The 12,407-nt window shown below is 59.3% G+C and carries 15 protein-coding genes; all 15 read right to left on the bottom strand.

Going from position 1 to position 12,407, the window contains the following annotated elements:
• Nucleotides 1–24 precede the first annotated feature (24 nt).
• The 15 genes from H2LOC_RS10730 to H2LOC_RS10660 all read right to left on the bottom strand — a co-directional run bounded on the left by H2LOC_RS10730 (nucleotide 25) and on the right by H2LOC_RS10660 (nucleotide 12,403).
• Complete coding sequence (locus tag H2LOC_RS10730) at nucleotides 25–1,128, bottom strand: hypothetical protein (protein WP_136496387.1); 1,104 nt, start codon at nucleotides 1,126–1,128, stop codon at nucleotides 25–27.
• Between the two features lie 15 nt (nucleotides 1,129–1,143).
• Nucleotides 1,144–1,554, bottom strand: a complete 411-nt coding sequence (locus tag H2LOC_RS10725) for a hypothetical protein (protein ID WP_136496386.1) — start codon at nucleotides 1,552–1,554, stop codon at nucleotides 1,144–1,146.
• Nucleotides 1,551–2,312: a hypothetical protein gene (locus tag H2LOC_RS10720; RefSeq protein WP_136496385.1), complete on the bottom strand. Its 762-nt coding sequence runs from the start codon at nucleotides 2,310–2,312 to the stop codon at nucleotides 1,551–1,553. Before H2LOC_RS10720 ends, H2LOC_RS10725 begins: the two co-directional genes overlap by 4 nt.
• The gene (locus H2LOC_RS10715; RefSeq protein WP_136496384.1) at nucleotides 2,309–4,840 is read right to left on the bottom strand and encodes an Ig domain-containing protein; all 2,532 of its coding nucleotides are present in this window, start codon (nucleotides 4,838–4,840) and stop codon (nucleotides 2,309–2,311) included. Before H2LOC_RS10715 ends, H2LOC_RS10720 begins: the two co-directional genes overlap by 4 nt.
• Before the next feature lie 18 nt (nucleotides 4,841–4,858).
• Nucleotides 4,859–5,431: a hypothetical protein gene (locus H2LOC_RS10710; RefSeq protein ID WP_136496383.1), complete on the bottom strand. Its 573-nt coding sequence runs from the start codon at nucleotides 5,429–5,431 to the stop codon at nucleotides 4,859–4,861.
• Nucleotides 5,428–5,853 carry a hypothetical protein gene (locus H2LOC_RS10705; RefSeq protein ID WP_136496382.1) on the bottom strand — a complete coding sequence of 142 codons (426 nt, stop codon included), beginning with the start codon at nucleotides 5,851–5,853 and terminating at the stop codon, nucleotides 5,428–5,430. The genes H2LOC_RS10710 and H2LOC_RS10705 overlap by 4 nt, the downstream gene beginning before the upstream one ends.
• On the bottom strand, nucleotides 5,850–6,665 hold the full coding sequence (locus H2LOC_RS10700; protein ID WP_136496381.1) for a lysozyme: 816 nt from the start codon (nucleotides 6,663–6,665) through the stop codon (nucleotides 5,850–5,852). The genes H2LOC_RS10705 and H2LOC_RS10700 overlap by 4 nt, the downstream gene beginning before the upstream one ends.
• Before the next feature lies 1 nt (nucleotide 6,666).
• Entirely contained in the window at nucleotides 6,667–6,978 is a 312-nt protein-coding gene (locus H2LOC_RS10695; RefSeq protein WP_136496380.1) for a hypothetical protein, read from the bottom strand.
• An 11-nt stretch (nucleotides 6,979–6,989) separates the two neighbouring features.
• Nucleotides 6,990–8,444: a phage fiber-tail adaptor protein gene (locus H2LOC_RS10690; protein ID WP_136496379.1), complete on the bottom strand. Its 1,455-nt coding sequence runs from the start codon at nucleotides 8,442–8,444 to the stop codon at nucleotides 6,990–6,992.
• 2 nt (nucleotides 8,445–8,446) lie between these two features.
• Nucleotides 8,447–9,115, bottom strand: a complete 669-nt coding sequence (locus tag H2LOC_RS10685) for a hypothetical protein (protein ID WP_136496378.1) — start codon at nucleotides 9,113–9,115, stop codon at nucleotides 8,447–8,449.
• On the bottom strand, nucleotides 9,112–9,303 hold the full coding sequence (locus H2LOC_RS10680; RefSeq protein WP_136496377.1) for a hypothetical protein: 192 nt from the start codon (nucleotides 9,301–9,303) through the stop codon (nucleotides 9,112–9,114). The genes H2LOC_RS10685 and H2LOC_RS10680 overlap by 4 nt, the downstream gene beginning before the upstream one ends.
• A gap of 397 nt (nucleotides 9,304–9,700) precedes the next feature.
• Entirely contained in the window at nucleotides 9,701–10,720 is a 1,020-nt protein-coding gene (locus H2LOC_RS10675; RefSeq protein WP_136496376.1) for a phage major capsid protein, read from the bottom strand.
• 34 nt (nucleotides 10,721–10,754) lie between these two features.
• Nucleotides 10,755–11,804 (bottom strand): hypothetical protein, encoded by a 1,050-nt coding sequence (locus H2LOC_RS10670; protein WP_154331624.1) that lies wholly within the window; start codon nucleotides 11,802–11,804, stop codon nucleotides 10,755–10,757.
• 30 nt (nucleotides 11,805–11,834) lie between these two features.
• Nucleotides 11,835–12,065: a hypothetical protein gene (locus H2LOC_RS10665; RefSeq protein ID WP_136496374.1), complete on the bottom strand. Its 231-nt coding sequence runs from the start codon at nucleotides 12,063–12,065 to the stop codon at nucleotides 11,835–11,837.
• Between the two features lie 35 nt (nucleotides 12,066–12,100).
• Nucleotides 12,101–12,403, bottom strand: coding sequence for a hypothetical protein (locus H2LOC_RS10660; RefSeq protein ID WP_136496373.1), 303 nt, complete (start codon nucleotides 12,401–12,403; stop codon nucleotides 12,101–12,103).
• Nucleotides 12,404–12,407: the final 4 nt, after the last annotated feature.

The raw sequence follows: 12,407 nt of genomic DNA, 5'->3' as shown, positions 1-12,407 counted from the left end.
CTCCTTGTTTACCCGAGAGGGTAATTACGCCGCCTGCGGTATCGCCATCGTTCCGGGGCGAATGTGCGTGGTGGACTCCTTGTGGGCGCGCTCTTTCTGGGCCTTCTCGATAAGCCCATACATGGCCTTCTCGCCTTCCCAGTGCACAACGTCCCTCGGGATGACGAACTCGTCTACATTGAGACGCGCCGGAACGTCGTCAATGGCGCGGCCACCAGTGGGAGAAGCCGCCGCCGGGACGTGGTGCCCTGCAAAGCTGCCGCGGTCGATAGCCTGCGCCGGGGCCTGCTCTTGTGGCTGGTCTGGGACCTCGCCACCTTCGGCGAAGGTGAGTTTCCCGGCGACGCTTCCGAGGACGGTTCCCAGAATGCCACCGATGCCGGACGAGCTGTTCTGGCCCGCCTGATACGCGGTGTTGTAGTTGCCCCACGCATTGTTGACGTTCGCCATGGCGCTGTTGCCGGCGTTGAACCACGTAGACGCCCCGTTCATGGCGTTCGCGCCAGTCGAGAACGACGAATTGAGCGTGTTCGCGCCAGCCGAGCCGGCAGCGGACCCGGTTCCTGTCGTCTGGTTGATGGCGGACGGGTAGCCGCGCCCGGTGTTGATCGCCTGCGACTGGAGCGCGAGCCCCTGCATCTTCGTATTCTGGATCGCAGTATTGCCCGCAGAGGCGCTCGCTGCGGCCTGCTGCGCACGCGATCCTACGTCAAGGGCCGCATATCGGGTGGAACTCGGATCGACGCCGAATGACTCCAATTGGCTCTGCGCCGCAGTGCGCGCCTGATCGAACTGGCTCGACGTGGTAGCCTCGGCGGCTCCGGCGTTCTGCTGCTCGCGCGCGTTCGTGTCCCAATTCTGCGCAGTCTGGGCGAACTGCTGCTCCATGGGCTGATACGTGTTCGTGTAGAACTGCTGCTGCTGCTGCGCGAAGTTGTTCGACTGCGTTTGCGCGTCGATTTGGTTTTGCGCTTCCTGCTGCATATATGGCTTCTGGTCGTTGTAAACGCCCTTCGCCCAATCGAGCTGCTGCATGCCGAGCGCATATTGCTCCTGCGCCGCCTGCATGCTCGCAAAGGCGGACATCATATCGCCGCCCGTGGCCGCTCCGCTTCCGCCCTTACCCATCAGGGTAACTCCGTCCTATTTCGGCAGGAACCGGCAGTTATGGCGATACATAGCCAGCACCACCATGTCGCCAGATGTAAAAACGTCGCCAATACGCGCCTCTTCAATAAACCCTAAATGCAAGTCAAAGTCAAGCGCAATAGTGTTTGCTGCTTCTACGAGCCCGAATATCTTTTTGACTTTTAAATGCTCGAACGGAAACTCGAACGCTTGTCGGAGAAGCTTCCTGTTGAGCCAATTCGGAGCGAGGCCGGCGACGTGCATTTGCACGGAATGACCGTTGTATTCTGTATATAGAGCGCCCCCGAGCGTGACACCGCGCACCGGGTCAACGCGAACCATGGACATATCTGTCTCGCGCGCGAAGTGCGCCTGACTCTCGTCGATCACGGCTTGATCGAATATGGGATTGTTGTAAACGATCATCGCGCCAGCTCGACCGCAAGAAGCTGCAACCCGACGAGCGCGTTTGCTCCGGTCTGCGTTATCTTCGCCGAAACGCCAGTCGTCGTCGGGCCGTCAACCACGGCGAATGCAATGGCCGGCAGGGACGAACCGGACACAACAGGCACGGGCTGTTGCTTGATCGTGGTACCGTCAACGATCAAGTCCAGTGTCACGACGTTGCCGGAGCTTACGGTCTGGCCGCCAGCATACGCCGCTGCGATCACAACCTTTGCTCCGGTGCGAGCCACTAACGACACGCTAACAGGTCCGACGCCGCTGGCCGCATCCGCCTGCGATAGAGACCTCGCTTGGACCAAAAGACCGTTTATCGACGCATTGGCGTTGATGATTAGCGGGAATATCGACGCCACGTTACCCGTGGTGGTAACGCCATTTAGCGTGTGACTGCCGGAGCCATCCACCGATACCGACAGCTCATAGAGCGCGCCCAACGCCGCAACGAGCGCGCTGAGCTGCGTCGTGGTAGAGGCTTGCTGCGTCGTGAGCGTAGATACTTGGCCTGATAGCGTTGTCTGCTTCGTGTTGAGCGCCTTGTTGCCCGACAACACAGAGTCCACCGTCGCTGCATTGGCGAACGCAGCGCCGCTCGACGTATCGTTGCCTCCTGCGTTGACGACTAGCAACTCTACAACGCGCTTCATCGCGAGAAGCGTCGCAGCGTTGCCGGATGGCGTCCCGTCCGGTTGCGGGATTGACGGATATGCGCTCGCGCTCATACTTGCCGAAGCTCCTTGACGCTCATAGCGAACTGCGCATTGAACACGGTAACTTGCCCTTCTAGCTGGAACCTATAAACGTCATACTTCGAGCCGGCAGGGAAGATGATAAGCTCGCCCGTCGCCTGTATTTCTCGCACAAGGATTTGTTTTCCGTCGCCCCATACCCGGAGAAGTAAGTATTGTTTGGTCGGGTCGAACGTCTGCGACTGGTCTGTATTGCGCGTTCCGAGCGTCAAAGCCTGCCACGTCGGAACCCGGAAGAAAACCTTACCGCCGTAGTATTCCTGCGCCCACGGCAGGAGTATGTCCTTCGACCTCCAAACCCACGGCATGTAGTTTTTATGCCTGCGATCATCCCAAACATAGACGCCACCGCCATACGCCATGAGAATGTCTGACGTGTAGGCGTCGGAGCGCATGAACGTAACAGCCGCGTCAGTCTGAATGCTCGACCATCCGACATTGGCTATGTTGGTCTCGTAGAACATGCCGTTGTCGGCGGCGGCTGCGTCGCGCTGCATAACAGTGAGCGCTGTATTTCGTCCCACCATCATGAAGCTTGGTGGGTTAAGCGCCGTCCACTGATGCGCGCCCATTGACCCGAGAGTGAGGTTCTGCGTCCCGCCGGCGGTCGCCATGACGATGCCAGTTTCGGACGCGAAGAACACCGCGCTCTCGCCGCTCGCAATCGCCAGTCTCGATGCGCCCGGTTCCAGCGACGTTATCATAGAGGGCGTCATAGTGTCCGGCGTAAGGCCAGTTACCGCATACGGGTAACCTCTCGTCACGACGACAATCGTGTTGCCGGTCACGCCGAGCCCGACAATCTCATACGGTATGTTGATCGAGTAGCTTGCGGGCCACGCATGCGGTCGATACGCTTCCGAAAACCAAATCTCGTATTTGTTGCGCCAGCCGGCGAGGATGCCATTCGGTAGCAGCACAGCACCTTGAAGGTCGCTGGGAGGTCCGCTCCAATAGAGCGACGGGAGAATTGTCCCGCCTGATATATCCGTGTCGAGTTTTGTATCCGTGTAGCTGGTCTGCGAATAGGGGATCGTCGTCACCAGATAGTAGGTTGACGTTCCATCCGAAGCTGTGATCGTGCGATAAATGTTTATGTTCTGGAGCGCGCGCCCGGCGAGCTGTGCCGATGTCGGCGGCGTCACCGTGATCGTCCACGACCCATCGCTAGTTCCCGTGACGGTCGTTGGGGACGAAGGCTGCCCCTCTTCACCATACTTCGAAACATAGGTGTAGAGATACGAGCGGACATAGGTCAGCGTCCCGACAGTGGCGCTGAGCGTTTGGCTGTAGATGACGCCAACTTGGCCGTTTGGTATGGCCAACGGCGTGAGCGCGACTGATACGGCGGCCTCCACATTCATTGTGTAAGCCTGCGACCCGGAATGACCCGCGGAGTCCGACGCGGTTACTGTGAACTGGAATGTTCCAGTCGCCGTCGGCGTGCCGGATAGATTGCCGGACGAAGCATCTAGCGTGAGACCTGCCGGTAGTGTGCCGGACATTACAGCATACGTGTAGGGCGTCGTGCCGCCAATGCCGCCGATGTATTGCGAATATGCAACGGTGAGCGCTCCGTCCGGGAGAGATGTTGGCGTGAGCGTCACGTTCATAAGGGGGACTATCTTCGGCGTGTAGGTCTGCGAGCCCGTGAGCCCTGTAGAGTCGGTCGCCGTTATCGTGAAGCTCGTGGCTCCTGCCGTGGTCGGGACGCCATATAGAATGCCGAGCGTGGCGTCCAGTGTTACCCCCGGAGGTAATGCGCCGGACGTTACTGCGTAGGTGTATGGCGATGTGCCATTCGCTACGCTCACGAACTGATTGTAGATCGTCCCTATCTGCCCGTCAGGTAGATACGTCGGAGACATTGTGAGCGTGCCAGACGCTCCCGCTATGAACTTCGGCGTATATGTGTGCGAGCCTACGAAGCCGTCGGCGCTCGTTGCCGTCACCGTGAAGCTGTAAGAGCCCGCGGAAGTCGGCGTTCCCGATATGACGCCGGTTGCCGTGTTGAGCGCCAGTCCGGGCGGAAGGGAGCCGCCAGTGACCGCAAATGTGTAAGGCCCGACTCCGCCCGTCGATACGCTTGGCGCGGCGCTGGGCTGCGGAATGCCAAGCGTAAGGGTCGCATTTCCGGCGACTATATCCGCGAGCGTCGAATATGCCGGGGCGCTGCCGGGCGTGAAGATGTAATACCGCTTATAACTGTCCTCAATGACCGGAGACGGGATAACGTCCACAACGTCATTTAGGAACTCCATCCATACCGATCCGGTGTAGTCGTCGCTGGGCGTAGACCCGTCAACGATAGAGGGCGGTATGCGGTAGAAGCTGCGGGTAGTTGACTTGAGCGTATGAACGAGCGTCGGGGCGCGAAACCCCTCAATGCCTTGCGAATATAGATACGCATTGCGGGCGAAGCCGGCAGCGGATTGCGGTAGGTCGGCTATATCCTCTAGCGGTATCATACCGCCGAAGGCTGCGAAGTTCGTTACAGTCATGCCGGCCTACCACGTATTTCAGAAATGCCTGTCGTTACCCTTGTCGGGTAACTGCTCGCGAATGTCGGTGTTTCGGCGCGTCATGCGACCGCCAAGGGCCACTTCGTTCTCATGACGCGTCTTGTGGAAGTCTCGCGCCTTTCGCCCGGCGTGGAACTCCGCGAGACGCTGCTCGTTGAGGTCCGAGGGGGCCTTGAACGCCATTTCAGGCAGTTCGTCGTCCGGGCGAATGTCGGGGGCTTCCTCGTGCCCATCGTCTTCGAAATACCCCGCGCCGAGCCGTCGCGTCCGTTCGTGGGGGCTCTCCGGCGCTTCGTCGTCCGATGCGTCCGGCGGCAGGCTCTCCAGCTCCGCAGCCTGCATCGCCGCCAGTTCTTCTGCGCTCGGCTGGTAGTCGAGCACTTCGGCGTCTTCGTGGACGATGCGCTCCGGGGCGAGGTATTCGATTTCGCCGACGAACTCGGTGGGCGCTTCTCCGGTTGTTTCCTCGGTCGCCTCCTCTTCGACCGGAACGCCATCGTTCGCATCTTCCGGCGGGGCCTCGGGCTGGCGAGGGCTGAAAATGTTGGCGGCTCTGGGGCGTTTGCTCAAGGTAGTCCTCCTTCGATGGCGGGCAAGTCCGCCGGTTGCGCTGCTGGCCTCTTCGGCTTGGGCTTCGCCCGATGCGCCGGCCTGAGCTTCTGCTTGTGTTCCGGGCGCATGGACGACTCGCTGCGTTCCTCGGGAATGAGGAACTTCATGGGGGCAAGCGGCTCCTGCGGCATTGGCGGAAGCAACAGGCCGTTGACGTTCTTTGCGGACAGCTCCGCAGTGCAGGTCGCCAAAGACTTCTCCAGCTTCGTTACCTCGGAGGTAACGAATGCCGCCTGTTCCTTTGAAGCATCCTCCGCGAGCTTCGCAGCCACCTTGGCGGGGCTGTCAGCCATGCCCTCGGACAGACCCTTGACCCATCCGACTGCAAATATGGTTGCCGCCATGGCGGCAACAAAGAGGACATACAGTCCCTTCTTCATATCAGACTCTCCTCCATATGCTCATAACGCCACCACCAGATGGCGATGCAGAGCAACGCAACTACGGTAAGACTGAGCGCCTTCGGGTCGGACAGCGTGGTCGCGACCAGACCGCCGGCACTGGCGAGGATTTCTCCGAGTGACGAATTCCCCAGCGTGGCGCTGGAAATCGTCGCCTCGAAATTCGTCAGCGTGTTACCCGCGTCGGTAATCCACTGGTTCGCAGCGTCGGTTCCCGTGAGCACCGCGCCGCCGATGGCGCTGTTGCCGATCTTGGATTTGAATATCCCCTTACCGGTTACGTCATCGACGATAGCGCCAGTACCCGCGTATTCCGGCTCTGGCGCGTCGTATCCGTCGTCGGGCATATTCCACAACCCGACTTCCCCCAGCCTGCGGCGCTTCAATCCAACGAGCGGCTTGCCGTTCACGTTGACATACTGGAGCATGACCGCCGGGACCATGCTATGCTTGCCCTTCTTGAGCAAACGCACAATGCTGCACTTTGGGGATAGCAACTTGCCGGTGTTGTAGTGAAACGACACGAGCGCATCGAACTGATGCTGGGCGAGGGCGACGCCCATGGCGACAACCTTGTTCACGTCGCGCTCGAACCGGGCTACGTCGAGATTGAATAGCGTGTCAGCCTGTTCCTGCGTTATGCGCTGTCCGACCCTGACCGCAGGGCCTCCCACCTTCGCCGTGTGTCCCCATCCGATCGTGGGGACGCCACCGGAGTCTGCGTAAGCAACCAGCCTGCACTGCTCGAACGACTTGATGAAGGCTTCGCCTTTGGGGCTTATCGACAACATTTTACCGCTCCGGGTAACTCGTGGCGTGCGCAACCGGCAGGTAGACCTTCGTGTAGACCCACGACGCCGCGCCGATGACCGGAAGACTTAGCGACCCGAGGACCGCAAGTGTCCACCAGATGCCTCGGCCCTGATTAAGTATAGCTTCAATCTGAGCCATCTTTACATTAGACTTTTCTTGCTCGGATGTCAATTCTTTGACGGCCTCTTGCAAGACCTTTACTTGCTCCACCAGAGAGCCTACGAGCATAAACAGTTGGGACTCTTTATTTCCGGGCATGGTGAAGTCTACAAGCTCCGTTCGTTCCGCCATGGCAGTTCTCCTTAGTTGCCGAATACGGCGAACGAGAAATTTGCATTCGTCTGTGCAGGGTTGCCTAGCGACAAGCTCCACGTCTCGACGACGAATTGTGTTGTTGTCTGGCCCGCCTTTATGGACGCATACGCTCCAGCGCCGCCAGACGACATGAACCCGTTGCTCACGTAAGCGCCCTCTATGATCGTAGTGAGCACTGCATAGTTCGCTGATCCCATGGCAGACGCTAGGGTAACTGTGTATGCGTCTCCGCTGAGGGAAACGCTCGTAACTCCTGAGCTGGCGACAAGGGTTCCATCGCTACCGACGACACCCCACGCCTTCGGAATGAACGACCCTGTAGCAGTCGGCTTGTAGACGGGCGTTGCAGGCCACGCGCCTGATGCCTTCGGTCCATACTGGTATCCGTTCGTAGTGTCCTCGAAATAGTCGCCGTTCCGCCCTATGGTTGCTGCCGGAGCCGCCCCAGCGGAATCTCCTACGATAAGGTTTCCGTCGCCATAGTTGGCGTTGGCGTATGTCGAGTCTAGCGAAATAACATTGCTCGAAGAAATGGCGATGCCAGTTCCCGCGGTGTATATGACCGCGCCAGAAATACCCAGCGCGGTAAGAACCGACGATACAAGGGCCGTCGGCGTCGTCTTCTCGATCTTGTTGTCTGCCGCTGAATATATCTCGATTTTGTCGTTTGCAGCGTCAACCGCCGTCGCAGAGGAAAGCGACCCATTCGACAAGCCCAACGCCAACGTCACAGCCTTGGATGTTGCGTCAACCGAAGCGATAAGCCCGGAGCCCGGCAGCACGAGCGTTTGCAAATCATTTATGATGGTTGTTATGAGGTTCTGATCGTCGATGGCGTCTTGCGCTTCGAACGCAGTTAGGTTTGCCTCCGTCGCGTTGGCAGTCGTTTTCGCTTGGTTGGCGACTAGGACTGCCGCCGCAGCTTGTGTGAGCGCCTGCGCGGAGTCAGTCTCGGCCTGCTGCACGATTATGAGTATCTGCGCGATGTCGTCGGCGAACAACTTAGCCGTCGTGGCTGAGTTACCTGCAGAGGTAGCCGCGGCAAGAAGCTGCGCCAGCACGCTTGAGTCTGTCGGGTTGATGCCAGAGGCCGTCGCACCTTCTACGAACGTGTCTATGTCCACGACGATTGTGCTCGTCTTGGTCTGGTTGTTCGAGGTCGTGACTGTGACTTGTAGTTTGTAAGTCGTCTCCGGCACGCCGCCAGACAGGACGAAGCTCAACGTGCTGCCGGACGGAACACTGCTCGTCACGCCGAGCGGCTCGGTGGTCGCTGGCGTCACTGTATAAGTCGCGCTGAATACGGTATCTCCGGTAGAGAGCCAGTCCGTGTAGTCCAGCGTGAACGCTATGGCGTCCTGAAACGATTGGCGGAAGCGCCCGAGCACTCGCGCGGCGTCGTCAACGAACATATAATTTCTGGTGGACGGGTTAGCGGTCATGCTCAAAATCCCCTACGGCGCGTGCGGAACGTCTGCGGGAACGCCCACGCTTGCCCGCCACGAATGTTGCCGTGTTGCTTTTCGTTCTTGGCATAGGCGCATCCGGCACGGAATTTAGTGCCGTGGAACTGCGCGCCTGCCAAATTTGAGTATGGCTTTTGGACTTGCGCCATCATCCGATACAGGAGTCCGTGCATGATCGTGTCGCCGTGGCGTTGCTCGACCCAATGCGGGCAATACGTAATCCCGTCATCTGCGGTCGGGTCGGTGACGCTAAGGATGACCTCGAACTCTATGTTCACGGGCGACCCGAGGGGCTGCGACCAACTTGCGATTGGAGCCCACTCGTGGACATATACCCGGTCGGGTAACTCCAGCGTCGCCGGTATGTGGACGAGGCGCGATTTATCTGCGCCGACGATGCGCGCGGATATGAGCGAAATGATCTGCGCCGGATACTGGTCCGGTATCAGCTCAATTGGCTTGTAATGAGGGCCGCAGTTCTGCTGATACACGGGCTTCGTGATCCGTGTGCGCCATACCCATGTGCGGTCGAAGAACTCTTTTAGCACCCAATACAGTTCAAGTTTGAGCACGCCATCCAGTGCGCCGTTGAGCTGCATACGCGCGCTGTCTAGCGTGCGCTCAAATGTCGGATAGTCGTCGCTCACTGGCCTACCTCCATTATTTGCTTGTAGGAGCCTATGAACGAAGCAGCGCGGCTGTCCTGCGTAACTTCGTCGTCGCGCAGTTGGACGTGTCCGGCGGCGTAGTAGACCAGCGCCATGCGATACTCTGGCGGGACCGGCACGAGTGTTGTTGGCCAGTTCGCGGGAGTGGTTGTGTCGAACGAAGGCACAACGAATACTCCGTGTCTGCGTGGTCGGCTCGTCTGCTGGGCGGTCATGGTGGGGATGGTTGCTACCCCGCTAGGGACAGTCTGCGTCGGATCGCCTCCGGTCGTGTCGCCTCCGGGGGAGAACCCGTGACGGTTCTCGTATCTAATACCCACGAAAATATCTGGACGAACCCGCTTCATGTCGAGGAGCGCGAAATTCATTGCCGAGACAACATCCGTGTCCGGGTAGCGATACGGGGCGATGAAATCCTGTAGGAGCGTCCTCGCCGTCGCCAAGCAATCGGACACTGTGTTTAGCGTGGCGGAGATTTGCATTGGCCTGTTCCTAAAGACAACCCCGCCATGCGAAGCACAGCGGGGTCATTATACTACACTTGCAAGTTACCCGCAAGGGTAATCAGGCGCCGGCCTGCGTGACGATGGCCTGCGCAAGCGCGATCCCGTCGAGCACATTGAAGCCGAACACCTGTAGCCCTCGGAAGAGGGTGCCGAAGGTGCGCTCCGACCGCAGCGTCTCGACCTTCGTGAACTGCGACGCAAAGGTGAGTGCGTGCGAATGCCCGGCGTAGATCGCGAACTCGCCGGCAGCGAGGGCGAGCGGCTGCCCCAAAATCTGGGAGCCCGCGGTTCCGCTCGGAAGCAGATTGGAAGCATAGATCGTGAAACGGTCGATGCTGCCGAGTCGCCCGTTGCGGAGCATGGTCACGTTGTCGCCGGACAGATAGACCTGACGCAGTTCCGAACGCTTGATCTGCGCTGCGGCCCACGTCGGCATGATGATCCAGCGGCCCTGCTCGGGGATGTTCTGTTCGTCGAGCGCCTGCCCTAGACGCAGGATCACGTCGAGAATTTCGACCTGACCAACGCCGGGGTTGCGACCGACGGTGCCGAGCGGGGTTCCAGTGACGCCGAGATTGATGTTGCCAGAAATGCGACCGGCGCTCGTGCCGCGGTTCGCCGCCTGCGCTTGACCGAGGATGCTCTGGAGCACCAGTCGGTCAATCGTGATTTTCATCTGCTCGGCAGCGTCGTCCGACCACATATTCAGTTGGTTGATGTCCGATTGTACCTCGATGATGTCGTCGAGGATGGTCTGGAAGTATTTGCCCTTGTCGATCTGGAGGGTGGTCATGCCACCGACCGGACGATCAACGGACAAATCGCCGTCGATGGCGTAGTCGAAAATCTGCACGGTCGGCTTCGTGCGTATGTTCACCTTGTCGCCGAACGACTTGATTTCGCCTTCGTAGTCGGTGTTCGAGATAGCCGCCAGCACGGTCGCCGCGTAGAACTTCTCGATAAGCTTGCCCGACCAGATTTCGGGGATAAACCCTGCGGCCTGATAGTCGGGGTTGGCGGAACCCGCCGGGTAAAGCGGCGGCGTGGAAGTGGCCGACGCAATCGGAAAGATTGCCATAACAGGCTCCTATTACCCGGCGAGGTAAGCCGGGTTAGCTTCGAATGCGGTTCTCCCGCTGCGCGGCGAAAATCGCGTTCTCGGTTGCGGTTCGCTCTTTGTCGCGACCGGCGTATTTGCCGGATGCAACGTCGGCGTAGAATTTTGAGATTTGGGCGCGAGAGATGATCGGCTTGTCGCCGCCACCCTGCGAAGGAGTGTGGGCTGGGGCTCGTCCGGGGGCTGCTAGAGTGCTGAGAGAGACCGGCGGAACTTCCCGTCTTGTCTCGGCGCTCGCAGGCGCGGCGGCTATGCCTGCCTCTGCAATGTAGCTCTGGAAGAAGGCAAGGGCGCGGTTTGCGTCGGCCTGTTGCACAGCATTCGAGAGTAACTGCATCCTTGTAGCACCAGAAAACGGGTCCGTCAACTGCAACCACTCAAGAAATTTCTTGTCTTCGTTGAGTTGCCTCCACTCCGGCAGGCGATTGTCCATGTTCGCGAACATATTCGCGCGCGCCTGATCTTGCGTTATTTGACCCAGGCCGCTGAACTTCTGGTTGACGCTGCCGAGTTGCTGGCGAATGTCTGCGATTTCCTGCCCCAGCGACTCCCGCGCGGCTCTCTTCACCGTGTCCAAGAAATCGGTTCCGTAGGCTTCTTCGTCTGCCTTCGTTATAAGGCCGGTCATATCTTGCGGCGGCGTCGCTGGAACCACCGGTGTCTGCATGCTCGTCGCAGCTAGAAGCTGTCGCAAGTTGTTGTTCGACTGTGCTTCGGCCTTGGCGCGGCCTTCCGCAGCCATCGCACGCTGCCGCATGGTTTCGAACTCTTCTGCCGAGAACTGCTGCGCGGCAGGGGTTGGCGCGGCGGGGGTTGGCGCGGCGGGAGCGGTAGCGGGAGTGGGAGTTGGAGTGGTGGCTGCTGGCGCAGTGACCTCGGGCTCGATCGGTATTGGAGCTACTTCGGTCGCAGGATTGGTCGGAGCCTCGGGGGCGCCCTGCGTGGCGACCAATTGTTCCGACCTTGCTGCGGCGGCACGAACAGCGCTCGGGATGTTTACAGCATCGTCAATGGGGGAGTGCATTTGCTTGGGGGCGTACGCCATGTTGTCCTCTCAATTACCCGAGCGGGTAAATTACTTCTTGGCGGCGATTGCGGCTTCGAGAGACGCGACGCGCGCAGCGAGGGCTGCAAGCTTCGTATCGGTGTATGTGTTAGCAGCGACAGTGGCCTTGCTGATTGCGTTCATCGCGAACGTCTCGGCGTTTTCCTGAGCAGCCATCGCTTCTGCTGTCGCGAAGTCTCTGGATGCTGGCATCTGAAAACCCGCTGACGGGGGCAGTGGTTTGCTTAGGGAGTCAGCCATTCTTTAACCTCTAAGTTACCGTGGTGGGTAACAGTCTATACCCGATTGCCGTTATTTGCAAGCCTACGCTGCCTGTCGGCCTCCTGCTTGCGCTTTTCGTTGTGAATGTCGGAAAACACTTCCGCCTGTTGCTTGAGGAAGAACAGGCCGCCTTGGGCGAACTCCAATTTGTCGGGCGCTGCCGACGCCATATCGAGCGCAGTTTTTATCGTGTATGAGTTATAAGCTTCGATGAATCTTCGCCATAGCGCGGGGTGCGCCATGGACAAATCGAACGCAGCATCGACCAGCATTTCTACTGGCGTTTGGACGTTGGGGGCTTGGGGCTGGCGTTTCAATGGA

The sequence above is a fragment of the Methylocystis heyeri genome (assembly GCF_004802635.2).
GTDB classification, from domain to species: Bacteria; Pseudomonadota; Alphaproteobacteria; order Rhizobiales; family Beijerinckiaceae; genus Methylocystis; species Methylocystis heyeri.
Note: the sequence above shows the minus strand (reverse complement) of the source record. Positions and strands in the feature narration are given on the sequence as shown.

What these genes read in the sequence shown, in the direction of transcription:
- H2LOC_RS10730 (WP_136496387.1), bottom strand. Translation starts at nt 1,128, where the DNA reads ATGGGTAAGGGCGGAAGCGGAGCGGCCACGGGCGGCGATATGATGTCC.
- H2LOC_RS10725 (WP_136496386.1), bottom strand. Translation starts at nt 1,554, where the DNA reads ATGATCGTTTACAACAATCCCATATTCGATCAAGCCGTGATCGACGAG.
- H2LOC_RS10720 (WP_136496385.1), bottom strand. Translation starts at nt 2,312, where the DNA reads ATGAGCGCGAGCGCATATCCGTCAATCCCGCAACCGGACGGGACGCCA.
- H2LOC_RS10715 (WP_136496384.1), bottom strand. Translation starts at nt 4,840, where the DNA reads ATGACTGTAACGAACTTCGCAGCCTTCGGCGGTATGATACCGCTAGAG.
- H2LOC_RS10705 (WP_136496382.1), bottom strand. Translation starts at nt 5,853, where the DNA reads ATGAAGAAGGGACTGTATGTCCTCTTTGTTGCCGCCATGGCGGCAACC.
- H2LOC_RS10700 (WP_136496381.1), bottom strand. Translation starts at nt 6,665, where the DNA reads ATGTTGTCGATAAGCCCCAAAGGCGAAGCCTTCATCAAGTCGTTCGAG.
- H2LOC_RS10695 (WP_136496380.1), bottom strand. Translation starts at nt 6,978, where the DNA reads ATGGCGGAACGAACGGAGCTTGTAGACTTCACCATGCCCGGAAATAAA.
- H2LOC_RS10690 (WP_136496379.1), bottom strand. Translation starts at nt 8,444, where the DNA reads ATGACCGCTAACCCGTCCACCAGAAATTATATGTTCGTTGACGACGCC.
- H2LOC_RS10675 (WP_136496376.1), bottom strand. Translation starts at nt 10,720, where the DNA reads ATGGCAATCTTTCCGATTGCGTCGGCCACTTCCACGCCGCCGCTTTAC.
- H2LOC_RS10670 (WP_154331624.1), bottom strand. Translation starts at nt 11,804, where the DNA reads ATGGCGTACGCCCCCAAGCAAATGCACTCCCCCATTGACGATGCTGTA.
- H2LOC_RS10665 (WP_136496374.1), bottom strand. Translation starts at nt 12,065, where the DNA reads ATGGCTGACTCCCTAAGCAAACCACTGCCCCCGTCAGCGGGTTTTCAG.